Origin of the sequence: Nocardioides sp. NPDC058538 (assembly GCF_042719275.1) — a bacterium.
Lineage (GTDB): Bacteria > Actinomycetota > Actinomycetes > Propionibacteriales > Nocardioidaceae > Nocardioides.
Map to the genome: position 1 here is coordinate 92184 of NZ_JBHXNY010000013.1, position 22487 is coordinate 114670.

General features: G+C 66.3%; 23 protein-coding genes. 19 read left to right on the plus strand and 4 right to left on the minus strand.

The annotated features are described in order from the left end of the window. Position 1 precedes the first annotated feature (1 nt). A complete protein-coding gene (locus tag ACFWQC_RS14215) occupies positions 2-1492 on the plus strand; it encodes a potassium/proton antiporter (RefSeq protein ID WP_378678741.1) in 1491 nt (496 codons plus the stop codon). Positions 1493-1506: 14 nt separating this feature from the next. Here the strand turns inward: ACFWQC_RS14215 and ACFWQC_RS14220 are convergent, their stop codons facing one another. Both ACFWQC_RS14220 and ACFWQC_RS14225 read right to left on the minus strand, forming a co-directional pair. Further along, positions 1507-2022, minus strand: a complete 516-nt coding sequence (locus ACFWQC_RS14220; protein ID WP_378678743.1) for a LytR C-terminal domain-containing protein — start codon at positions 2020-2022, stop codon at positions 1507-1509. A gap of 190 nt (positions 2023-2212) precedes the next feature. After that, the gene (locus tag ACFWQC_RS14225) at positions 2213-2506 is read right to left on the minus strand and encodes a type II toxin-antitoxin system VapB family antitoxin (protein ID WP_045551249.1); all 294 of its coding nucleotides are present in this window, start codon (positions 2504-2506) and stop codon (positions 2213-2215) included. Positions 2507-2555: 49 nt separating this feature from the next. Here ACFWQC_RS14225 and ACFWQC_RS14230 point away from each other — a divergent pair, with 49 nt between their 5' ends. Beyond that, positions 2556-4106, plus strand: coding sequence for a helicase HerA-like domain-containing protein (locus ACFWQC_RS14230; protein ID WP_378678746.1), 1551 nt, complete (start codon positions 2556-2558; stop codon positions 4104-4106). A gap of 54 nt (positions 4107-4160) precedes the next feature. Then, positions 4161-5651 carry an amidohydrolase gene (locus ACFWQC_RS14235; protein WP_378678749.1) on the plus strand — a complete coding sequence of 497 codons (1491 nt, stop codon included), beginning with the start codon at positions 4161-4163 and terminating at the stop codon, positions 5649-5651. Positions 5652-5719: 68 nt separating this feature from the next. Here the strand turns inward: ACFWQC_RS14235 and ACFWQC_RS14240 are convergent, their stop codons facing one another. Continuing rightward, positions 5720-5890: a hypothetical protein gene (locus ACFWQC_RS14240; RefSeq protein WP_168381080.1), complete on the minus strand. Its 171-nt coding sequence runs from the start codon at positions 5888-5890 to the stop codon at positions 5720-5722. Positions 5891-6083: 193 nt separating this feature from the next. Then, positions 6084-6971 (minus strand): spermidine synthase, encoded by an 888-nt coding sequence (locus ACFWQC_RS14245; RefSeq protein ID WP_378678753.1) that lies wholly within the window; start codon positions 6969-6971, stop codon positions 6084-6086. A 126-nt stretch (positions 6972-7097) separates the two neighbouring features. Here ACFWQC_RS14245 and ACFWQC_RS14250 point away from each other — a divergent pair, with 126 nt between their 5' ends. The 16 genes from ACFWQC_RS14250 to ACFWQC_RS14325 all read left to right on the plus strand — a co-directional run bounded on the left by ACFWQC_RS14250 (position 7098) and on the right by ACFWQC_RS14325 (position 22470). After that, positions 7098-8438 carry an RDD family protein gene (locus ACFWQC_RS14250; protein WP_378678756.1) on the plus strand — a complete coding sequence of 447 codons (1341 nt, stop codon included), beginning with the start codon at positions 7098-7100 and terminating at the stop codon, positions 8436-8438. Positions 8439-8550: 112 nt separating this feature from the next. Beyond that, the gene (locus ACFWQC_RS14255; RefSeq protein ID WP_378678758.1) at positions 8551-13008 is read left to right on the plus strand and encodes an FtsK/SpoIIIE domain-containing protein; all 4458 of its coding nucleotides are present in this window, start codon (positions 8551-8553) and stop codon (positions 13006-13008) included. 114 nt (positions 13009-13122) lie between these two features. Then, positions 13123-13410, plus strand: coding sequence for a WXG100 family type VII secretion target (locus ACFWQC_RS14260; protein WP_008356172.1), 288 nt, complete (start codon positions 13123-13125; stop codon positions 13408-13410). A 334-nt stretch (positions 13411-13744) separates the two neighbouring features. Further along, positions 13745-14032 (plus strand): WXG100 family type VII secretion target, encoded by a 288-nt coding sequence (locus ACFWQC_RS14265; RefSeq protein WP_141791345.1) that lies wholly within the window; start codon positions 13745-13747, stop codon positions 14030-14032. Between the two features lie 127 nt (positions 14033-14159). Then, positions 14160-14462 (plus strand): flagellar protein FlgN, encoded by a 303-nt coding sequence (locus ACFWQC_RS14270; RefSeq protein WP_091043302.1) that lies wholly within the window; start codon positions 14160-14162, stop codon positions 14460-14462. Positions 14463-14519: 57 nt separating this feature from the next. Continuing rightward, positions 14520-15752 carry a hypothetical protein gene (locus ACFWQC_RS14275; RefSeq protein WP_378678763.1) on the plus strand — a complete coding sequence of 411 codons (1233 nt, stop codon included), beginning with the start codon at positions 14520-14522 and terminating at the stop codon, positions 15750-15752. A 150-nt stretch (positions 15753-15902) separates the two neighbouring features. Further along, positions 15903-16433, plus strand: coding sequence for a hypothetical protein (locus ACFWQC_RS14280; RefSeq protein WP_378678766.1), 531 nt, complete (start codon positions 15903-15905; stop codon positions 16431-16433). 20 nt (positions 16434-16453) lie between these two features. Next, positions 16454-17041, plus strand: coding sequence for a protein TPRXL (locus ACFWQC_RS14285; RefSeq protein WP_378678768.1), 588 nt, complete (start codon positions 16454-16456; stop codon positions 17039-17041). Positions 17042-17080: 39 nt separating this feature from the next. After that, the gene (locus ACFWQC_RS14290) at positions 17081-17785 is read left to right on the plus strand and encodes a hypothetical protein (protein ID WP_378678771.1); all 705 of its coding nucleotides are present in this window, start codon (positions 17081-17083) and stop codon (positions 17783-17785) included. A 39-nt stretch (positions 17786-17824) separates the two neighbouring features. Next, a complete protein-coding gene (locus ACFWQC_RS14295; protein WP_378678774.1) occupies positions 17825-18250 on the plus strand; it encodes a hypothetical protein in 426 nt (141 codons plus the stop codon). A gap of 320 nt (positions 18251-18570) precedes the next feature. After that, positions 18571-18858 carry a WXG100 family type VII secretion target gene (locus tag ACFWQC_RS14300; protein WP_008356172.1) on the plus strand — a complete coding sequence of 96 codons (288 nt, stop codon included), beginning with the start codon at positions 18571-18573 and terminating at the stop codon, positions 18856-18858. Between the two features lie 333 nt (positions 18859-19191). After that, positions 19192-19479 (plus strand): WXG100 family type VII secretion target, encoded by a 288-nt coding sequence (locus tag ACFWQC_RS14305; RefSeq protein WP_008356172.1) that lies wholly within the window; start codon positions 19192-19194, stop codon positions 19477-19479. A gap of 101 nt (positions 19480-19580) precedes the next feature. Continuing rightward, positions 19581-19937: a flagellar protein FlgN gene (locus tag ACFWQC_RS14310; protein ID WP_378678777.1), complete on the plus strand. Its 357-nt coding sequence runs from the start codon at positions 19581-19583 to the stop codon at positions 19935-19937. A gap of 48 nt (positions 19938-19985) precedes the next feature. Beyond that, positions 19986-21086, plus strand: coding sequence for a hypothetical protein (locus tag ACFWQC_RS14315; protein WP_378678779.1), 1101 nt, complete (start codon positions 19986-19988; stop codon positions 21084-21086). Between the two features lie 30 nt (positions 21087-21116). Then, positions 21117-21779, plus strand: a complete 663-nt coding sequence (locus ACFWQC_RS14320) for a hypothetical protein (RefSeq protein ID WP_378678781.1) — start codon at positions 21117-21119, stop codon at positions 21777-21779. Beyond that, positions 21772-22470 (plus strand): hypothetical protein, encoded by a 699-nt coding sequence (locus ACFWQC_RS14325; protein WP_378678784.1) that lies wholly within the window; start codon positions 21772-21774, stop codon positions 22468-22470. The genes ACFWQC_RS14320 and ACFWQC_RS14325 overlap by 8 nt, the downstream gene beginning before the upstream one ends. Positions 22471-22487 lie beyond the last annotated feature (17 nt).

Below are 22487 nucleotides of genomic sequence, written 5' to 3' on the forward strand. Positions count from 1 at the left end.
CATGAGTTTCGACGTCCATCAGTTCGACCTGTTCGTGCTGATCGGCTCCCTGGTCACGCTCCTGGCGATCCTCGCCGTGCGGATGTCGACGAAGGCCGGGCTCCCATCGCTGCTGATCTACCTCCTGATGGGGGTCCTGCTCGGCGAGTCGGTGCTCGGGATCCGGTTCGACGACGCCGCGCTCGCGCATGCGGTCGGCTTCGGGGCGCTGGCGCTGATCCTGGCCGAAGGTGGTCTGACGACGTCGTGGAAGGACGTACGTCCCTCCTTCGGTCTCGGGCTGATGCTGGCCACGGTCGGGGTCGTCGTCTCGATCGGGATCGTCGCGGTGGGTGCCCACTACCTGCTGGGCCTTCCGTGGCAGCTGGCGTTCCTGTTGGGGGCGGTGACCTCACCGACCGACGCGGCGGCGGTGTTCTCGGTGCTGCGGGTGGTGCCGCTGCCCAAGAGGCTGACCGGTGTCCTCGAGGCGGAGTCGGGGCTCAACGACGCCCCGACCGTGGTGATCGTGACGCTGATCGCCAGCGGGGCGATCGCTGAGCACCATCCGGTCGTCGTGGCCGGGATCGTGGTCGGCGAGCTGCTGCTGGGCATCGTGGTCGGTCTGGTCGTGGGCTACGGGGGTGCCTGGCTGATGCGCCGGGCCGCGCTGCCGTCCGCCGGTCTCTATCCGCTGGCGGTGATGACGCTGGCCTTCCTGGCGTACGGCGGAGCGGCGTGGCTGCACGGGTCCGGGTTCGCGGCGATCTACGTGGCCGCGCTCGTGCTCGGCAACTCCGAGCTGCCCCACCGCGGCGCCACCAGGTCCTTCGCCGAGGGGGTCGCCTGGCTGGCCCAGATCGGGCTCTTCGTGATGCTCGGGCTGCTGCTGTCCCCCGGGCGTATCGACCTCCAGACGATCGGGTTCGCGCTCGCCGCCGGTCTGATCCTGACCTTCATCGCCCGGCCCGCATCCGTGCTGGTCAGCACGGTGGTCTCCCGGATGACGTGGCGCGAGACCGTGTTCGTCTCCTGGGCAGGGTTGCGTGGCGCGGTCCCGATCGTACTCACCACCATCCCGCTGGCCGAGGGTGTCGACGGCGCCGAGGACCTCTTCGACCTGGTTTTCGTGATGGTCGTCGTCTATACGCTGCTGACCGGCCCGACGCTGCCGTGGGTCGCCCGCGTGCTCGAGGTCGCTCGCCCCAACGACCCGCGCTCGCTCGACCTCGACGTCGCGCCGCTGGAGCAGATCGCGGCTGACCTGATCCAGCTCCGGATCCCGTCCGAGTCGCGCCTGCACGGCGTCGAGGTCAGCGAGCTCCGGTTGCCCATGGGGTCGTCGGTGTCGCTGCTGATCCGCGACGGGCGGACCATGGTTCCGGAGGACACGACCGTCCTCCGCGCCCGTGACGTCGTCCTGGTCGTTGTACCCCGCCACCAGCGTGAGCTCGCGGAACGGCGCCTCGAGATGGTCAGCCGGAAGGGACGCCTGGCCGGCTGGTTGCGCTGAGCGGCGGCGTAGCCTTATTCGACCGGAGGACTGCAGATCGTGGCGTCCGCCTTGGCGGTGACGGTCTTGGCGCCGCCGGTGACCTCGGGGAAGTTCTCGCCGGTGACGACCACGATGCCCGGGATGTCGGACTTGGTCTCCATGATCTTCGCGTCACCGAGCCAGCTCGCGACGAGGGCGGCTGAGGGCGCGTTCTTGTCGGGCGTCCACACCTCGACGGTCTTCAGCTTCGTGCCGCTGGGGGCGTTGCCGGTGGACCCCTTGACGAAGCCCGCGTCGACGAGGTCCGTCATCGCCCGGGTGGCGAGCCCGGAGCGCGTGCTCGCGTTGAGCACGGTCACGACCACCTGCGACGGGTAGACCTCGGAGCCCTTCTTGACCGGCGCGTCCACACACGGACCGACATCGACCTTCTGCGGGAAGGGTGCGGTCATCGCCTTCCATCCCCAGGCACCGGCCAGAGCGACCGCTGCCGCGAGGACGGCGAGGAGGATGAACGTACGAAGTCCCGTGAGGGCCGAATCGAGCATGACGCCGAGCCTAACGGCTCGGAAGGCCTTAGGGCATGTCTGGCAAATCCACGCCCGCTACGCGACGTTTCGCATCCGATCTGGCTGCGTTGCCGCCGCTCGACAGCCACCAGGATGCCTTCGCAGCGGACGCCTTGCCAGATCGGCCCGAAACGCCGCTCGCGGCCGCCGTGTCTTCACCAGACATGCCCTAACCGAGGCTGTGCACGCGGGCGTGCAGCACGTTGCGCTGCTGGAGCGCCGCGCGGAGCGCCCGGTGCAGCCCGTCCTCGAGGTAGAGCTCGCCGTTCCACTCCACGACATGGGCGAAGAGGTCGCCGAAGAACGTCGAGTCCTCGTTGAGCAGAGCCACCAGCTGGAGGGTGTCCTTCGTGGTCACCAGCTCGTCGAGGCGGACCGTCCGAGGAGGCAGCGCGGCCCACCCCTTGGTCGTCAGACCATGGTCAGGGTAGGGGCGAGAGTCGCCGACACGCTTGAAGATCACCCTCGTGACTGTATCGCCCTCGGGGCAAAACCCAACATAGAGTCGGCGCATGACGGATGCTGCTGCTCTCTCAGAAGCGGTCGGGCCCGGCTACCAATTCGAGGGTTCCGCCCTCGAGCTCGGGGGCCTGATGGCGGACGCTGAGACGTTGTTGGAGACGCCGATTCGCATTCCCTTGGGGATGTTGAACCGGCATGGGCTGGTCGCCGGCGCGACCGGCACGGGAAAGACGAAGACCCTGCAGTTGCTCGCCGAACAGCTCTCCGCAGCCGGTGTCCCGGTGTTCGCAGCCGACATCAAGGGCGACCTCTCCGGTCTGTCCGCGCCGGGCGAGTCGAGCGAGAAGCTGACCGCACGGGCGGCCTCCGTCGGGCAGGCCTGGCAGGCGCGCGGGTTCCCGGTCGAGTTCTTCGCGCTCGGTGGCGAGGGCACCGGCATCCCGGTCCGGGTCACGGTCGACACCTTCGGACCTACGCTCCTCTCCAAGGTCCTGGACCTCAACGACACCCAGGAGTCCTCGCTCGGTCTCGTCTTCCACTACGCCGAGAAGGCCGGCCTCGAGCTGGTCCGCCTCGACGACCTCCGGGCGGTGCTGCAGTGGCTGGTCTCCGACGAGGGCAAGGCCGATCTCAAGGGCCTGGGCGGCCTCTCGTCCGCGACGACAGGGGTGATCCTGCGTACGCTCATCGCCTTCGCCGACCAGGGAGCGGACGAGTTCTTCGGTGAGCCGGCCTTCGCCGTCACGGATTTCGTACGCAACGACGGGGACGCCGGGATCATCTCGCTGCTCGAGCTGCCCAACCTGCAGGACCGGCCGGCGATCTTCTCGACCTTCCTGATGTGGCTGCTCGCTGAGCTCTTCCGGGCGCTGCCCGAGGTCGGTGACGTCGACAAGCCCAAGCTGGTCTTCTTCTTCGACGAGGCGCACCTGCTCTTCAACGACGCCTCCGACGCGTTCCTCGACCAGATCACCAACACGGTCCGGCTGATCCGCTCCAAGGGTGTCGGCGTCTTCTTCGTCACCCAGAAGCCGACCGACGTCCCCGACGACGTGCTCGGCCAGCTCGGCTCGCGCATCCAGCACCAGCTGCGGGTCGCCACGCCCAACGACGCCAAGGCTCTCAAGTCCAGCGTCAACACCTACCCGACCTCCTCCTACGACGACCTCGGCGCGGTCATCCAGACGCTCGGGATCGGCGAGGCCATCGTGACCGTCATGAACGAGCGCGGCGCACCCACGCCGGTCGCCTGGACGCGGCTGCGCGCGCCCGAGTCGCTGATGGGTCCGGCGGACGCCGCGGCGATGGAAGCCGCCGTGGCGGCGTCGCCGCTGGCGGCGAAGTACACCGCGTCCGTCGAGGTCGAGTCAGCCGTCGACCAGCTCAAGGCGAAGACGGAGGCCGCGGAGGCCGCCCGCACGGCCGAGGCGGAGGAGAAGGCGGCCAAGAAGGCCGCTCCGAAGAAGTCCTCCGGGTCGCGATCCCGGTCGCGTGACGACGACGACTCGATGATCGAGACGGTGGTGAAGTCGACCGCCTTCAAGCAGGCCGCGCGCACCGCCGCGAGGGAGCTCGTCAGGGGAATCTTCAAGCGCCGCTGAGGCTCCTCGGTATCTGATTGGCTCGAGCATGGGCAGACTCCTTATCGTCTGCTCATGCCCGACCTTCTCCTCCGGAACGTACGCATCGTTCCGCTCTCACCCCGGGCGACCGTGCCTGCCGGGGTGGTTGACGTTCTCGTCGCCGACGGTGTCGTGTCGGCGGTCGGAGAAGGCCTGTCCCGACCGGATGGTGTCGAGGCGTACGACGCCGGTGGCCGCTGGCTCGTGCCGGGTCTGTGGGACGCCCACACCCACCTCGGCCAGTGGACGCTGCGGGCCAGCAGGCTGGACCTGCACGGCACCCGTTCGCCCGCCGAGGCGCTGGCGCGGGTCGCCGCGGCCGCACGCGAGGTCGGACCGGGTGAGGCGATCGTGGGGATGGGTCACTCGGCGGGCACCTGGGACCGCTGGGGCACGGTCTCCGAGCTCGACTCGGTCACCGGTGGCATCCCCGCGATCCTGGTCAACCACGACTTCCACCACGCCTGGCTGAACACCGCCGCGCTCGACGCCGTGGACCTGCCGCGGCGGGAGGACATGGTGCAGGAGACCGAGTGGTACGAGACGTACCCGCGGGTCGCGGAGCTCTTCGAGTCCAACGGGAGCACGCCGGCGGCCTACCGTCGGATGCTTGCCCGGACCGCAGCGCTCGGGGTGGTCGGGGTGACCGACTTCGAGGTCGGCGTCCGGCTCGACGACTGGCGATCGCGGTGGGCGGCCGGCTGCGACCTGGTCCGCATCCGGGTCGCGACGTACGCCGACCAGCTCGACGAGGCGATCGCCGAGGGGCTGCGTACGGGGGACCGGCTGCTCCCGGGCGAGGACCGGCTGACCATGGGACCGCTCAAGATCATCAGCGACGGCTCGCTGGGCACGCGGACGGCGTGGTGCTGCGACCCGTACGCCGACGACCCGGACAGCTGCGGCGCGCCGAACCAGTCACCCGACGAGCTGCACGGGCTCCTGGGGAGGGCGCGCTCGGCCGGCCTCGAGGTGGCCACGCACGCGATCGGCGACCGGGCGGTGTCGGAGGCGCTGGCGGCGTACGCGATGACGGGGGCGCGCGGAAGCATCGAGCACGCCCAGCTCGTACGTCGCGAGGATCTGCCGCTGATGGCTCGGCTCGGGATCACCGCATCCGTGCAGCCGGCGCACATCCTCGACGACCGCGAGATGACCGAAGATGTCTGGCCGGGGCGGGAGGACCGCTGCTTCGCGACCCGCTGGATGCTCGAGGAGGGAGTGCGGGTCGCGCTCGGGTCGGATGCTCCGGTCGCGCCGCTCGACCCGTGGCTGGCCATCGCGGCCGCCGTCGGTCGCTCGCGGGACGGCAAGGAGCCGTGGCACCCGGAGCAGGCACTCACCGTCCAGGAGGCGTTGGCGGCGTCGGTCGACGCTCAACCCACGGTCGCTCCCGGATCACGCGGCGACCTGGCCGTGCTCGACATCGACCCGCTCCGGGCCTCGGTCGGGGATCTCGCCGCGATCGCCCATGGCGGGGTCGTGCTCACCGCCGTCGGCGGCCGGATCGTCCACCGGGCGTAGCGAAGGCCCGGCCTTCACCGGCCGGGCCTTGCGCCATGGGATCGTGGATCCCCCCATTGAGCTGCTGGTCAGGCGGACCAGCGCACCGAGTCGTCGACGAAGTCGGCGAACACGTGAACACCGCGCAGGTCCTGGCGCTCATCCATGAGCTTCGTCAGGGCACTGGCGTGACGGAACTTGAGGCTGTGCTGCTTCGCGGCACTGTTGGCCTCAGGCTGGGTGGCGGTGAGTGTTTCCATCGAGGTCCCCCCTACAACGGATAGATGGTGTGCATCGTGGTTTGTCCTGCGCATCAAGCATCCCGCCCGCAAGTCGCAAGCAGGTTGTTTGAACGTTACAAGCCGGTTTCGGTAAAAGAAATGGCTGTCGATGCCTGTTGCGGTATCTGCCGAGCGATAGGGCCGAATCTCGCTAGACAAAGGCGATGGAGCCTCAGTTCGCACCGGATCTGAGCGTGTCGACGGCCTGGCGGGCCTGCTCGAGGAGCCGCAGCGCCGCGCTCGCGTCGGGAAGGTTCGGCTCCGGGGACCAGAGCTGGTCGGCCTCGCTGATCGGGTCGGCGCCGTCGATGATCGGGTCGAGGTCGGTCACCAGCGCGCCCTTCGACGGGTCGCCGGCGAGCGAGGAGCGGATCACGTCGCCGTCGATCGGGGACGCCGAGGCGATCAGGGTGGCGTTGCCGAACCTCGCCCCCGCGAGCGCGGACCCCTGCACGATCATCGCGACATGCCCGAAGACCGTACGCAATGTCGCGAGCTCACGACGGGTGAAGAGCAGCTCGGGGCCGGCGACGGAGTTCAGCACGAGCCGACCCTCCTCGCGCAGTGCGCCGCGCGCCGCGGTCATGCACTCCAGCGAGGTGAACGCCGGCGGGATCCGGTTGCCGACGAAGACGTCGATGACGATGGCATCGTGCTCCGTACCCGGGTGCGCCTCGAGCCACGAGCGTGCCTCGGCGGTCTCCATGGTGATCCCCGGAGGAAGCGGGAACCGTGACCTGGTCAGCTCCACCAGCGCGGGCTCGATCTCCACGACCGTCTGCGTGGTCGCCGGCCATCGGTGGGCGACCGCACGGGGGAGCGCGAGCAGCGCGCCACCCAGGTGGGCGGCGCTGCGGGGCGCCTGGTCCCCGAGCGCAGCCAGCATCCACCGGATCGAGGCGAGCTTCGGCGGCTGCGCCGGGTCCTCCCCGAGGTGGGACTGCGCGACGCCGTCGATCTGAATCGCCCAGCCGTCCTCCTTGCGTACGAGATCGGCGGTGCTGCCGTCCGAGAAGACGATGCGCTCGAGGCTCCCTGATGGCCCGGAGGGTGTTGACATACCTCGATCCTGCCAGACACCATCGCGCCCGAGCCGGGACATTCCGGTAACCTGCTGGCGTCGTTGGTCAGCGCCGCAGTACTCGGACATCGGGACTCGGACATCGGGCGTGAGGGAGTTCTTGCGGTGGAGATATGGGAGGTCGCCGAGAATGACGACCGGATCGAGGGTCTCACCGCCGACGGAAAGCCGGACCCGGCCTACGCCGCCTCGCTCGGTCTGAAGGACGCGCCGCTGGGCCGTCGTGCGGCCGCGGCCGCCGTCGACATCGTCTGCTACCTGCTCCTGCAGGTGCCCTACCTGGTCTTCACGCTCCCGCTGCTGCTGAAGCTTGCCCAGGGCAAGTTCGGCGTCGCCCGGTTCCTGAGCCACCCCGACTTCATGCTGGCGGCGATCGCGGGCGGCGCCACCGTGCTGCTGAGCCTGATCTTCGTCATCGTTCAGATCGTCTTCCACGGCCGCCGCGGGGTCACGCTGGGCAAGTCCGTCGTCGGAATCCGCTCGATCAACGTCAAGACGCTCGAGCGGCCGGGCGTCGGCCGCGCCTTCCTCCGCGCGCTGGTGCTCTGGGGCTCCGGGATCATCCCGATCGCGCCGATCGCGTTCCTCGCTTCGCCGCTGTTCGACAAGGAGAAGCGGAGCCGCGGCTGGCACGACAAGGTGGCCGAGATCTGGATGGTCGACGTCCGCGAGGGCCTCGACCCTTATGACGAGAAGCGGATGCGCATCGCCCGGAAGACGGTCGCGGCCGCGCCCGTCGCACAGCGGAAGTCGCTGCCCTCGCTCACCACCCCCAACGATCACGACGCCGGCAGCTACCGGCCCTCGGGGCGGGTCAGCGCCGGCGTACTCGGCGTCTCCCGTCCGAAGGCGAGACACGACGAGCCGGGCGCCTCTCCTGGTGGCGCGCTCGCGACCCCGCCGTCTGGCCCGGTGGCCCCGAAGCCGGTGACCCCGGCGATCCCGCCCTCGCGCGCGACGACCCCCAACCAGGGCCAGACGGTGCCGCCGCCTCCGACCCCGACGCCCGCGCCTTACCCGACACCGACCCCGCACCCGACTCCGCGCCCGGCCCCCACACCGACGCCGGCTCCCACGCCGCTGCCCACGTCCGGCGGCCAGCAGCCTCCGGCGCAGCCGCGCGAACGGGGCATCATGCTCAAGGTCGACTCCGGCGAGCGGATCCCGGTGACCGGCCTGGTACTGGTCGGCCGTGACCCGGCGCTGACGGAGAACACGCTGGGCGCGCGTACGGTCTCGATCATCGACGTGTCGGTCTCGAAGACCCACCTCTCGCTGCGCCCCAGCGGTGACGGCGTCGAGGTCACCGACCGCGGCTCGACCAACGGCACCGTGGTGATCCACGAGGGTGCCACCCGACGGCTGAACGCCTGGGAGCCGGTGCTGGCGCCGGTTGGCGCGATGATCCGGTTCGGTGACCGCTCGGCCCTGGTGCGCCGCGGGTGACGGCGGCCCGACCGCACGATCTTTCTGCATGGTCTTTCAGACACGTTGACGAGGGGAACGAAGGATGAAGGTCAAGCTCACTCTGCACAGGCCGGGTGTCGCGCCTGCGGATGTGATCGTCACAGCTGACTCCACGGCCACGGCGGGTGACGTCGCTCGGCATATCGCCGACGCGGACCCGGCGCGGTCGATCATCGCGGGTGAGCACGACATCTTGACCCTGGCCGTCGCCCCGCCGACCGCCGACCGGATGGAGCCGCTCGAGCCCGACGTACCCATCGGTGACGCGCCGATCGGCTCCGGGTTCGCGGCCGCGGTCGTCAACATGGGCCCGGACAACGAGACGACCGGCTCGCGGCGCAAGAGCGTCGGTGTGCTGCGGGCGATCGACGGTCCGGTGCGGGGACAGGCGTTCCCGCTGACGACCGGCCACGCCTCGATCGGCCGCGGTCCCGAGAACGAGATCGTGCTCGCCGACCCGATGGTCTCCAAGCGTCACGCCCGCATCGAGGTGGACCGCTCGGTCGAGCTCGTCGACCTCAACTCGGCCAACGGCGTCGTCGTCGACGGCACCCAGGTCTCCCGCGTACGTCTGGCGCCGGACACACCCGTCGTGATCGGCAGCACCACGCTGGTCATGCAGCTCTCGGCCGACTTCCTCTCCGCCGTCGAGGACCCGGTGCTCGAGCGCGGTGGCGGCCTGCTCTTCAACCGCAGCCCGCGGGTCGACGTCCGCTACCCCGGCACCGAGCACCCGCCGCCGTGGATGCCCACGGAGATGCAGAAGAAGCTGTTCCCGTGGTTCGTGCTGATCGCGCCGATCATCATGGCGCTCTCGATCTACGCGATGACCGGCCGCGCCCGCGCGCTGCTGCTGGTCGTGATGACCCCGATGATGGCGGTCGGCAACTACATCAACCAGCACCGCCAGGCCGGCGCGAAGCAGGACCACGAGATCGAGCTCTTCGAGCGGCAGTTCGAGAAGCTGGAAGAGGTCTTCTACCGCAGCAAGCCCGAGGAGGAGCTCGCTCGCAACGAGGAAGTCCCGGCGGTCGCCGAGGTCTTCGAGCAGGCGATGCAGCTCGGTCCGCGGCTGTGGACCCGGCGTCCCGAGCACTGGAACTTCCTGGCCGTACGCCTCGGCACCACCCGTTCCCTGTCGCGCAACTCGATCGCGGAGCGTGACACCCAGAACGGCCTGCCCGAGTTCATCGAGCGGATCGACCGCCTCAAGGAGCGCTACAAGTACGTCGACGACGTACCGCTGCTGGAGTCGCTCCCCGCGGTGGGTTCCGTGGGTGTCGCCGGCCCGGCCGGCCCGGCCGCCGATGCGATGCGTGGGCTCGCGGTGCAGCTCTTCGGTCTGCACGCGCCCAACGAGGTCGTCACCGTCGCCTTCGCCGACCCGGACTGGGTCGAGGAGTTCGAGTGGCTCAAGTGGCTGCCGCACACCACCTCGGAGACCAACCGGTTCAAGGACATGCCGCTGGCCGACTCCGCACCGACGGCCAACGCCCTGCTCAGCGCGCTCGAGGAATACATCATGCGCGCCGGCCGGACCGCGGAGCACCGCGGCCCGTTCGCCGAGAAGTGGAACCCGATGCAGTACGGCACCGACGTCGCCCGGGCCGGGGAGGAGACCAACGCCCGGGTGCAGGTCTCGATCGTCGTCTTCGTCACCAACGATGCTCCGGTCGACCGGGCCCGGCTGGTCCAGGTGCTCGAGCGCGGCGCCGATGTCGGCGTACACGCGGTCTTCATGTCCTCCACCGTCGAGGCGTTGCCGGCGGTGTGCCGCAGCTTCCTGGACGTGAGCGACGGCCTGGAGCGTGCCACCGTCGGGCTCGTCCGCAACGGCGACCTCTACGAGGGTGTCATTGTCGAGGGCGTCTCCAACGCCTACATGGACATGTTCGCCAAGCGGCTCGCGCCGGTGGTGGACGCCAGCACCGTCGTCCACGACTCCTCCGACCTCCCCAACTCGGTCGGCTTCCTGTCGTTGGTCGGCAACGAGGTCGCCGAGGACCCGCACTCCGTGGTGGAGCGCTGGCGGCAGAACAACTCGGTCATCGACCGCTCCGACCGGCCGCGGCCGCGGCTTAAGAAGGCGGGCAACCTGCGCGCCATCATCGGTCAGGGAGCCTCCGACGCGATGACGCTGGATCTGCGTACGCAGGGCCCGCACGCCCTCGTCGGCGGCACCACCGGTGCCGGTAAGTCCGAGTTCCTGCAGGCGTGGGTGCTCGGCATCGCCTCGGCCCACTCGCCCGACCGGGTGACGTTCCTCTTCGTCGACTACAAGGGCGGCTCGGCCTTCGCCGACTGCATCGAGCTGCCGCACTGCGTCGGTCTGGTGACCGACCTGAGCCCGCACCTCGTACGCCGTGCGCTGACCAGCCTCAAGGCCGAGCTGCACCACCGCGAGCACCTGTTCAACCGGAAGAAGGCCAAGGACCTCCTCGAGCTGGAGAAGCGACAGGACCCGGAGTGCCCGCCCGCGCTGGTGCTGGTCATCGACGAGTTCGCCGCATTGGCCGGCGAGGTGCCGGAGTTCGTCGACGGCGTCGTCGACATCGCCCAGCGAGGCCGTTCGCTCGGCATCCACCTGATCATGGCGACCCAGCGCCCGGCCGGTGTCATCAAGGACAACCTGCGGGCCAACACCAACCTCCGCGTCGCGCTGCGGATGGCAGACGAGACCGACTCCAAGGACGTCGTCGACGACCCGATCGCCGGGACCTTCCCGCCGTCCCTGCCTGGCCGCGGCATCGCGAAGACGGGACCGGGTCGCCTGACTCCGTTCCAGTCCGCGTACGCCGGTGGATGGACGCGTGATGACGAGGTCGTCACCGCTGACGTGAAGGTGGCCGAGCTGAAGTTCGGTTCGATCACGGAGTGGGAGCCGGAGCGTCCGCCGGAGAGCGACTCGCACGACGAGGACCTCGGCCCCAACGACCAGAAGCGGATCGTGGCCAACCTGATCAAGGCCTCCGCCACCGCTGGTCTGATGACCCCGCGGCGACCGTGGCTCGATGACCTGGCGTCCGTGGTCGACATGCGCGACCTGCCGCTGGAGGGTGACGGACAGATCCTGCTGGGCCTTGCCGACATCCCGGAGCGTCAGCAGCAGAACGCGATCTACTTCGCTCCCGACCGCGACGGATCCCTGCTCATCTTCGGTTCCTCCGGTTCGGGCAAGTCGACCATGCTGAAGACGATCGCGACCGCCGCCGGCGCCCGCCCGGAGCTCGGTCGAGTCCAGGTCTACGGCCTCGACTTCGCCTCCGGCGCGCTGGGTGCGATCGAGCGTCTCCCGCACGTCGGCTCGATCATCGACGGCGACGACGCCGAGCGTCTGCAGCGGCTGATGCGCACGCTCGAGCGGGAGATGGACCGCCGCTCTGAGCTGTTCTCCAAGGCCGCGGCCGCGAACCTCACCGAATACCGTGAGATCGCCGACCAGTCGATGCCGCGCATCCTGCTCCTCATCGACAACTACCCCGAGTTCAAGAAGGAGTGGGAGATCGCGGCCGGTCGCGCGCCGTTCTACCAGTCCTTCATGCGGGTCCTCGGTGAGGGCCGTCCGCTCGGCATCCACGCGGTGATCACCGCCGACCGCAGCGGCTCGGTGCCGACCGCGGTCTTCGCGAACATCCCGCGTCGTGTCGTCATGCGGCTCTCCGACCCGAGTCAGTACGTGCTGGTCGGAGCCCCCAAGGACGTACTCAACGAGCAGTCGGTGCCCGGTCGCGCCGTCGTCGACAAGGCCGAGGTGCAGCTCGCCGTTCTGGGCGGTACGACCAACGTCGCCGAGCAGACCAAGGCGCTCGACGAGCTGGTCTCCCAGCTGCGTGCCCTGGGTGTTCCCGAGGTCGGCGAGATCGGCGCCCTGCCGACGAAGATCTCCAGCAGGGCCATGCCGGCGCAGGCCAACGGGCAGCCCGTCTTCGGTATCGCCGACGACACCCTGTCCGCGCGTGGCTTCGACCCGATCGGCTCGTTCATCATCACCGGCCCGCCGCAGTCCGGTAAGACGAACGCCCTCAAGGCGCTCATCGAGTCCGTCGAGCGCTTCGACCCCGAGGTGAAGCTGTTCCACCTCGGCAGCCGTCGCGCCATGCTCGGCGACTTCCGGCCATGGGTACGCAGCGCCACCCGCCCCGACGACGAGAAGGCGCTCGTCACCGAGCTCGCCGAGATCGTCGCCGACGAGTCCTTCCCCGGCCGCATCATGATCGTCGCCGAGGACATGACCCACCTGGCCGACGGTCCCGCCGACCGACCGATGCGTTCCCTGCTGCAGGCGATCAACAACTCCGACCACCTCTTCGTCGGCGACGCCGACATCACTCGAGCCGGCGGCGGCTCGGGCGTCATGGGTGAGTGGAAAGCCGCCCGCCAGGGACTCGTGCTCAAGCCGGACACCTACGACGGCGACACGCTGTTCAAGGTTCCGTTCGGCAAGCTGAAGCGCACCGACTTCCCGGTGGGCCGCGGAATCTTCGTCCAGGCCGGGCGCATGGTGACCATGCAGATGCCCTTGGCCAGCGACTCCGAGAACTCTGCGTGAATCTGACAACGAATCCGTTTTTACCCTTCACAGCCTCGTGAAGGGTGGCCTACGGTGGCCAGCGGCGTTCGTACGGGCGTCACCTCATGAAGATCCCGGGAAAGGCAACAATCGATGAGTGACTTCGGCGCAACATACGACGAGATGACCGGCACCGCCGACAAGCTCGATCAGGGCAAGGACACGATCGAGTCGGCGCTGGACGAGTGCCAGGGTTACGTGGATGAGCTTGTTCAGGACGGGTTCAAGACGGAGAAGGCGTCGGGTAAGTTCCAGGACGGCTACACGGAGATGACCACGGGCCTCAAGGACGCCATTGCCGGCGTCGAGGACATGGCTCAGGCTCTGCGTGACATGGCGACCGCCATTCAGGACCTGGACTCGCAGCTCGCCGGCGGCTGAGCGTCAACGTTGGTCACGATGGTGGGCTTGCTTCAGTGGGCCCACCATCACCTGTCTCGGCCAGAGCTGCCGCGGTGTCGACGCCCGCTGGCGCGCTGTTGCGACCCCCTAACCGAGGTGAGGAGAAACCTTTACCTTCGGAGATGTTTAGAACCGGACGTAGCGGGTAGAACTACCGCGACGACGTTGATCGCCTGGATCTCGGGCCACGCCCGGGATAACGGTGTCGGCTCGTCGGGTTCACGCTTCATGGACATGCGACGCGTGAGCGACGCTGACGAACGGCGCCGCAATTGGTGTCGGGTAATGGAAATCGCGGGAAAGGCGATGATCGATGAGTGACTTCGGGGCAACCTACGACGAGATGACCGGCACCGCCGACAAGCTCGATCAGGGCAAGGACACGATCGAGTCCGCGCTGGACGAGTGCCAGGGTTACGTGGACGAGCTGGTTCAGGACGGGTTCAAGACGGAGAAGGCGTCGGGCAAGTTCCAGGACGGCTACTCGGAGATGACCACGGGTCTGAAGGACGCCATTGCTGGTGTCGAGGACATGGCTCAGGCTCTGCGTGACATGGCCACGGCGATCCAGGACCTGGACTCGCAGCTCGCCGGCGGCTGAGCAACAACCCTTGCCAGATGGTGGGCTGGCGTCTGCTGGCCCACCATCTCTCCATTTTCTCTCGATCACGCGCTGCGATGACCACACTCGACGGCGTGCTCAGTAACCACGCGAAAGGTGCACGGTCATGGCGGATATCTTGATCAAGATCTCTGAGCTCGAAAAGGTCAAGACGTCATTGGACTCGATCGTCGACGAGTTCGAGAACGCCACTGACAGCTCCGAGGATCTCGAGTCTGACATCGGCGATCCGTTCGACATGAGCGACCTGCGCGACAAGGCCTGTGACTTCGAGGAGCGCTGGGACGACAAGCGCAACGACCTCAAAGACAGCTTGAAGAAGGTCAGTGAGCACATCAAGGGCGTTATCGACGGGATCGAGCAGTGGGACAGCGAGACCGCCCTCCAGTTCGAGCCCAAGAAGAAGTAGAACCCCAAGCCTTTAAACGCTCCTGACGGAAAGGACAACCCCCACATGTTCGGTGGCATGCAGGATTCCCCGAAGGGGCGCGAGATCAAGTCGGTCGAGGGTTCGCCCTCGGGGATCATCGCTCGAGGGTCCGCTATCGAGCGGCTCGGCAAGATGATGGATGCCTCCGCTGACACGCTGCGCGACATCAAGGAGAACACCTTCGCTGGTGGAGAGCAGCAGGGTAAGGCCATCGAGAAGCTTCAGGAGACCATCGGAGACTCCTACAAGGTCCTCGAAGAAGCGGCCGACCTCTACAAGCCTGTTGGTCCGGTGCTCGTCACCTACGGCGAGATGCTGGAGACCTACAAGCCGCTGATCGACCGCACCGCGGCCTCGTGCAGTGACCTCTGGGACATCTACGACGCCCTACCCGGTGACAAGGACGACAGCACGACCGAGGACGACGGCGGCTTCCTCGGCATCGGCGACACCGACAAGGAAGAGGCCGCCGACAACAAGGCCAAGAAGGAAGCCTACGAGAACTGGGAGACCGAAGCCGAAGTCTTCGACACCTGGTACAACGTATGGGAGGACGGCTTCGACGCAGCCGTCAGCGGGATCTCCGACGGCCTTTCCGGATCCATCGAGGACGGCTTCTGGGACAACTACGGAGACTTCATCGACGCGGTCTACGAGGTCCTGACCTGGGCCGCTCTGATCATCGCTGTGGTCGCGATCTTCTGCACCGGTTTCGGTGCGCTGGCAGCCATCCTCGCGCTCGCTGCCTTTGCGGTCTCCGCTATCAAGTTCGCCTGCGGGCAGCAAAGTCTGGGGCAGTTGGCCCTAGATGCCTTGGCCATCATTCCGATCGGGAAGCTGTCGAACCTGTCCAAGCTCGGCCATCTGGCCAACATGGCGAAGGGCAGCAAGGTGACCGCACTGTCCAGGACCTGGAAGGCCATGAGCAAGGGTCCGATCGGTGACCTGACCCAGGCAGCTCGACTCAAGGACGCCTTCAAGGTGAAGAGCGGCGCCGAGGTTCTCGAGGGCTTGATCGGTAAGCCCTTCAAGGCCTTCCGGACCGACAACCTGAAGATGTACATGGGCAACCTCGACGCCCTCAAGGGTGGTCTGGGAGCGTTCCGAGGCATGACGAAGATCGAGTTCGGGGTTGCCCGCTTCGGCGCGACGCTCGGCACCCTCGGCAATGCCGGGAAGCTCACGCAGGGGACGGATCACTTCGACCCCATCCCGATCGACATCCCTGAGATCAAGGTCCCGGGCATGCCTGCCTGGCTTGGTTTCTAGGTTCGGTTCAAACGCAACAAACGTCTGAGGTGCAGAGTGGCGAAGTGGGCAGTAGAGCTGGTTGACGACCTGGATGTTCCGGGGTGGCTCCCTGTTCCTGAAGGGTTGACGCCCGCGGAGCGTGAACGGTGGGTCGACGAGACCTCGAGCATGCTTGATGAACTGGTCGGTACGCCGCGTTGGGATGGTGAGGCGACGACGATCGAAGACATCCGCGGGCTGCTGCAGATGGCCCTCGACGAGTGTGAGACCTCTGAGGCGTACGCCTCGTTCCAGGTGTGGCCGGTCATGTCGGCTGCTGCGGTGATGTGCCACCTGCATGTGGTGGAGAGCGAGTCGGTTCCGGACATGTCTCAATGGGACGGCGTCGTGCACTCGGCCGAGGCCGATCACATCGGGCCCGGCGCCCAGCTGTCTTCGCGCAAGGAGCTGAACTTCGAGGGTGGGTCGGTCATCATCGAGTCGGTGAACTTCGTGTTCAGCGATGGCGAGGCTCTCCTGCTGGTCGGCGTGGACGAGTGCATTCCGCAGCTGACGACCTCGGTCGTCCGAGGACTGGTGGCGCTCAAGGACATACTTCGGATGGTCCGCGAGGACGGGAAGGTGTTCCAGTCGGTGCCTCTGCCCGGTGTGCCGGTGGACGAGTCTTGGCCGATCGCGACGGATGGGGCGACGCTGTGAACCTACGTGAGCAACTTGGCGTGCGTAAGACCGTGGACTTCGAGATCGACCTTCCGCGGGGGTGGGCTCGTTTCGACATCGATGGTGGACACGATGAGCTCCTCAGCGGGATGAAGAAGCGGTTCATGGAGGCTCACCGCCCCGACCTGTTCGTGGAGGCGAAGGCCATGTTCGACAAGGCGTTCGACGGGATGCGGAAGAACGACGTCTTCGCATTCTTCGCGCCGGCAGGCGAGCAGCCGGACGACGCCGTCGTCCTGCCGGCCTCGATCAACGCTTCGATCCGCACGGGCGAGCCCGGTCAGTCATTGGACAAGATGGCCCGCAACGCCATCCAGAAGTACGGCGCGAAGCCGTTGTTCGGCGACCCGCGCACCCTGCGGTTCGAGCGGGAGCGGACGATCGACCTCGATGGCGAGCCGATCATCAACCACTCCCTGATCTACTTCACCCCGATCCCCGGCACCCAACGGCGTAGGGCGCTGCAGCTGGTGGCAGCCTTCGGGCGTACGCCGGACGTAGGACCTGACGCACCCGCGCTGGTCGCGACCCGCGCGCTCCTCGACGCATGCGTCGCTACGCTTCGGTGGAACCGCGGTAGCGCGTGAACCGGGACTGATTCCTAATCGATTGTGGAAGGCCTGAACTTGCTGTCCTTTGACAAGGGCCCGTCGGCACATGAGTGGGCACGGTCCGCCAACGTCGCCACCCCGATCAAGTGGGGTGACCTCGAGAAGCAGATCATCTCGGAGCGGCTGACCCCGAGCGGAGACGGTGGGCCGAACTGGAGCCTCGGCGTAATCATGGTTCCGATGATGATGACGCTCGGTGTGTTCCTATTGGCGCCGGCGCTCGCGGCCGGTCTGGTCGCATGGGCAACCACGACGGAGAACGCTTCCACCCAAGGTGATCTGACGCTGATCGCGACCTTCCTGTTCGTCATCTCGATCGTCGTCTCGGCGACCTGGCTCAGCATGTGGTGGCAGACGCGTTCCCGGTCCGTGATCGCGATCGTCTCCGGCCTTGTGGCGACCGTGTCGGTCGTGGTCACCTTCGTCGTCGGGAAGTCCTACGACGGCGATCTCCCCGGGGACTGGCTCGAGTGGTCGGCATTGGTCGCCGGTGTACTCGGTCTCGCCCTGACGATCCTCCAGTTCGTGTCGCAGTCGGAGCATCGTGCGGGCGTGCCGAAGAGCGATCGCGCGCAGCGGCGCTACAGTGCCGCGCGCGAGGAAGTTCTCGACGTGCTCAGCGAGCGCGGGCTGGTCGAACTGACCGCGGACCAGCGTCACCGGATGCAGCGAATGCGCGTCGGAACGTGGCACAAGTTCGACGCTCAGGGACGCGTCTGACTTCACGGCTTTCATCCATCTATGTAGCAAAGGGTTCACGTGGGATCGGAACGAGCGAGAAGTGCTGACCTCGACGTCACCCCAGAGGCGGCCTTCCAGGCTGCTCTAGGCGTTGCGCAGCACGAGAAGAAGTACGAGATCCGGGCCGTGCACAATGAGGGCCAGGCCCTGATCATCAGGCAGAAGACCAAGGCCCTGTCGTGGCCGAAGGTCATCATGCTTCGAGTCCACCAGAAGGGGTCGGGGTCGTCGGTCAACGTCTTGGTCCAGAACATCCCGGGCGGACCGACTGCCCTGCTCGACGGTGTCTTCAACGGAAAGATCGCTGAGAAGTACCTCGGCGGCATACAGGGCACGTTGGACGGAACCGTCACCGCTCCGGCGACCCCCGTGGCCTCCCACTACGTCCGTGACGACGGCTCCGAGCTTCCGTGGGGTGACCCGGACGAACTCCCCGAGTTCTGAGGGCACCCAACTCCGTGATTCGGGACGCGATGCATTGGCCTGTCGCGCGATCGGTGTGCGGTTGCGTGGGTAGGGTGAGCGGCTGGTTCTGGTCGCCCTTATCCCGTGTTCTTGGGTGCCTTACGGGATGTCTCGGTCGGGTCGCGACGGTCTCGTCGGGGACCCGACGGATGCCGCTGGCGGGCGGGAGCGAGAACTGTGTATGAAGATGACAACGAATCCGTTATTGCGCTTCACAAATTCGTGAAGCGTGGCCTACGGTGACCAGCGGCTGCCCAATGGGGCACCGTGTAATGAAATCGCGGGAAAGGCAATGATCGATGAGTGACTTCGGGGCAACCTACGACGAGATGACCGGCACCGCCGACAAGCTCGACCAGGGCAAGGACACGATCGAGTCCGCGCTGGACGAGTGCCAGGGTTACGTTGATGAGCTTGTTCAGGACGGGTTCAAGACGGAGAAGGCGTCCGGTAAGTTCCAGGACGGCTACACGGAGATGACCACGGGCCTCAAGGACGCCATCGCCGGCGTCGAGGACATGGCTCAGGCTCTGCGTGACATGGCCACGGCGATCCAGGACCTGGACTCGCAGCTCGCCGGCGGCTGAGTCACAGCGTTGGTCAAGGTGGTGGGTCAGCGTCTGCGGGCCCATCACCTATCCACCTCGAGCGTCGGTCAGGTGCAGCGGTGTGTCGACTCCCGCTGGTGCAGTGCACTGCTACGGGGGCAAGCAGAACTTTACTTTCGAAGATGTTTAGAACTCGGCGTAGCGGGTAGGACTACCGTGACTACGTCGATCGCCCTGATCTCGGACCGCGTCCGCGATGACGGCATCGGCTCGTCGGGTTTGCGCTTCACGACCGTGTGACGCGCGACTTATGGTGACGAGCGGCCCCGCAACGGGTGTCGTGCAATGGAAATCGCGGGAAGGTAATGATCGATGAGTGACTTCGGGGCAACTTACGACGAGATGACCGGCACTGCCGACAAGCTCGATCAGGGCAAGGACACGATCGAGTCGGCGCTGGACGAGTGCCAGGGTTACGTTGATGAGCTTGTTCAGGACGGGTTCAAGACGGAGAAGGCGTCGGGCAAGTTCCAGGACGGCTACACGGAGATGACCACCGGCCTCAAGGACGCCATTGCCGGCGTCGAGGACATGGCTCAGGCTCTGCGTGACATGGCGACCGCGATTCAGGACCTGGACTCGCAGCTCGCCGGCGGCTGATTATTCGCGGTCGGGGCGGGGGAAAGAAATTCGCCCTGTCCGCGGCGATAATTCGGCACTTTGACCGGGCAATTTGACGGAAGTTCGAAGGGAAACGGGCGATGGCGGACGTCAAGATCAAGATCGAGACACTCTCCAGAATCCAGACGCAGCTAAACGCGATCGTCGACGAGTTCGAGAATGCGACGGGCAATTCTGAGGCGCTCGAAGCAGCGATCGGCAACCCCTACAGCCGCGGTGAGCTACGCGACAAGGCGCAGGACTTCGAAGAACGCTGGGACGACAAGCGGGACGAGCTCAAAGAGGGCCTGAAAGAGTTGCATGACCACGTCAAGGGCGTAGTCGAAGGCTTCGAGAACTGGGACAGCGAGACCGCTCTCCAGTTCCAGTCGAACTCCTCCGTGCAGGCACCGGGCGCCCCAGGCGGGACGGCCCCGAGCTCACCCGCCGCGGTTTGAGCGCACGCATCCCCAGACTCAAGTCTCGAACGAAGGAACGCATCTGCGATGGACTCGTCTCCCAAGGGTAGGGAAATCAGAACGGTCGAGGGTGACCCCTCTGCTGTCATCTCGCGCGGCAACTGGATCGAAACCCTGGGCGGGATGATGGAGGACTGCGCCCAGGAGCTGCAGACGATCGCCACGCACGACCTCGCGAGCGGCGAGATGGACGGCAAGGCGGTCGAGAAGCTTCAGGACAAGATCGGCGACTCGTGGGAGACCCTCCGCGAGGCCGCGCAGTTGTACAAGCCGGTGGGTCCGATCATCGCAACCTACGGCGAAGAGCTCCAGCAGTGGCAGCCTCTGATCCGGTCGCAGGTCGACACCTGCGAGGACCTGTGGGCCAAGTTCGACAGCATGGAAGGTGCGCCGACCCATCTTCCGGGCGCCGGTCCGGAGGAGGGCAGCCCGGAGGCGCAGCAGGAGGAGGACGCCGAGGAGGCGAAGGACCAGGCCCGCAAGGACTGGGAGAACGCCGCCGAGACCTGGGACGGCTACTACGACTCCTGGGAAGACGCGTACGACGCTGCGGTCAGCGGGATCGGCAACGAGATGTCGGGCAAGATCGAGGACGGCTTCTGGGAAGTTCTCGATGACATCATCGCCGTGCTGGAGATCGTGGCGCTCGTCGTCCTTGTTCTGGGAATCTTCCTCACTGGTCCGTTCGCCGCGATCGCATTCGCAATTTCCGCCGCGGTTTTCGCCATGCGCGCGGTCCAGTACTGCGCCGGTGAGTGTTCCCTTCTAGAACTTGGGCTGGCCGCCCTTGATGTTGTTCCATTCGGAAAATTCGGGGCCATGGCGGACGCGATGACCGATCTGGGTGCGAATGCTACAAAGTTTGCGAAGTTCTCGGCTGCTTTCAAGGCTGGGTCGGGATTCGGAGATATGGCATGGGCGGGGCGTAAGGCCTTCCCGGACATGATGACGGCACTCCACACCGGTCTCGACATCAAAGACTTCGAGCGAATTGCAAGCAATCCCAATTTGTGGGCAGCTGGCGGCGAAGTTCAGGGTGCGCTGGCAAAGTACGGCAACTCCTTCTACAGCAGTGTCCAGACTGTCACGGGGATGTTTGAGGGTTCGTTCGTCGACGTCGTCAATTGATGTCGTCACGAACTCTGTCGAATGAGTGGCTTGAACAACGAAAAGAGTGTAACGGTGGACGAGAATTGGCGCATCGAAGGAGTTTATCCGGAAGACGGGCGGACTTATGCGGCGTGTGGCCTCGAGACCGACATCAACCAATGGGTCGAGACGGAAGAGAAGCGTCTACGCAACTGGTGGGGCGAGGCATGGGCCCAGGACGAGGCCGCCAACGACTTGAATGGTGCGGCGCTGAGGGATGCGTACAACGCCGCTCACGTGCCAGGGACCCTGATCGCCATGTTGCATTGGCCGCTGCCATTGCCGCTCCCGAGCCGGATTCGTGTTGAGCTCGCGTCTGGATCTCCCGTTACGGTCCAGGCATGGCAGGATGCAGGGTTTGACGTCGACGAGTGGAGCGGCTCGGCACTTGGTCCCGGTCTGAAGTGCATCGCCGCGCGCGAGGAGGTGATCGACGGCGTCGCCCTGCATCTTTCTACCGCAGCATACGTATTCGCGAATCAGGACGGTGGCGTGATGGTCACCGTGGAGTCGGGAACACGTGAGGTGTTCGATCTCACGTTGGCGAAGATGCCAGCTATCTTGTCGACACTCACGTTGTATCTTCCGGGCGGTGTGCGATTCTTCGCCTCCGATGTGAAGGGTATGACACGAAACGCGATGGACGAGTGGGAGAAGGCAACTGATGCCTAAGGCTGCGGCGCCTCGGCCAGCTGAATGGGCGAATCGTAGGGATCGGCACGAGCCGTTCGACCTTGACGAGCTGAACCGGGTTGTGATGGATCATGCCTACATCGACTTGGAGGCGGCCCGTCGGCGTCGTGGGAATCCCTTGATGCGAATTGGCGCAGCGTTGATGTTCTGGGTCGCTGCGCTGGGAACGGCTGGGCCGCTGTTTGCTGCCGGCGTGTTCGTGAGCGGTGGCGGATATCGAAAGTTCTCTGAAGACTTTTCTGCAGGCTTCGAGGTCCAGTGCATCTATATCGGGTCCATTCTAGGAAGCGTTGCTGTCCTTTACTTCCTTGTGCCCTGGCTCAGGGCGTCACATCGGCAATGGAGCGGGACACTCGCCGCGATGTCGGTTGCAGTCGCCGTGACGACGGCGATTCTGCTAGTCCTCATCTACACGAGCAATGCGGACGTCTATCCGCGTTTTCCGATGGTTTTCCCCGTCTGGATCACGTTCGTCTTGGCGATCGCTGCCGTGATTGGCGACTATCGCCTGCACTCGAATGTGAAACCCCCCGAGGTCGCGATCGATGGCCTGTCTGACGAGGACATCGAAGTCTTGCGCGCCAGCCGTCGGCAGGCGCTGAGGATCTTCCGGACGCAGGGGCTCGTTGGCTACGGGGAGTTCACTGACTTCGACAAGAGTCCACTATGACCCGATTGGATCGAGGT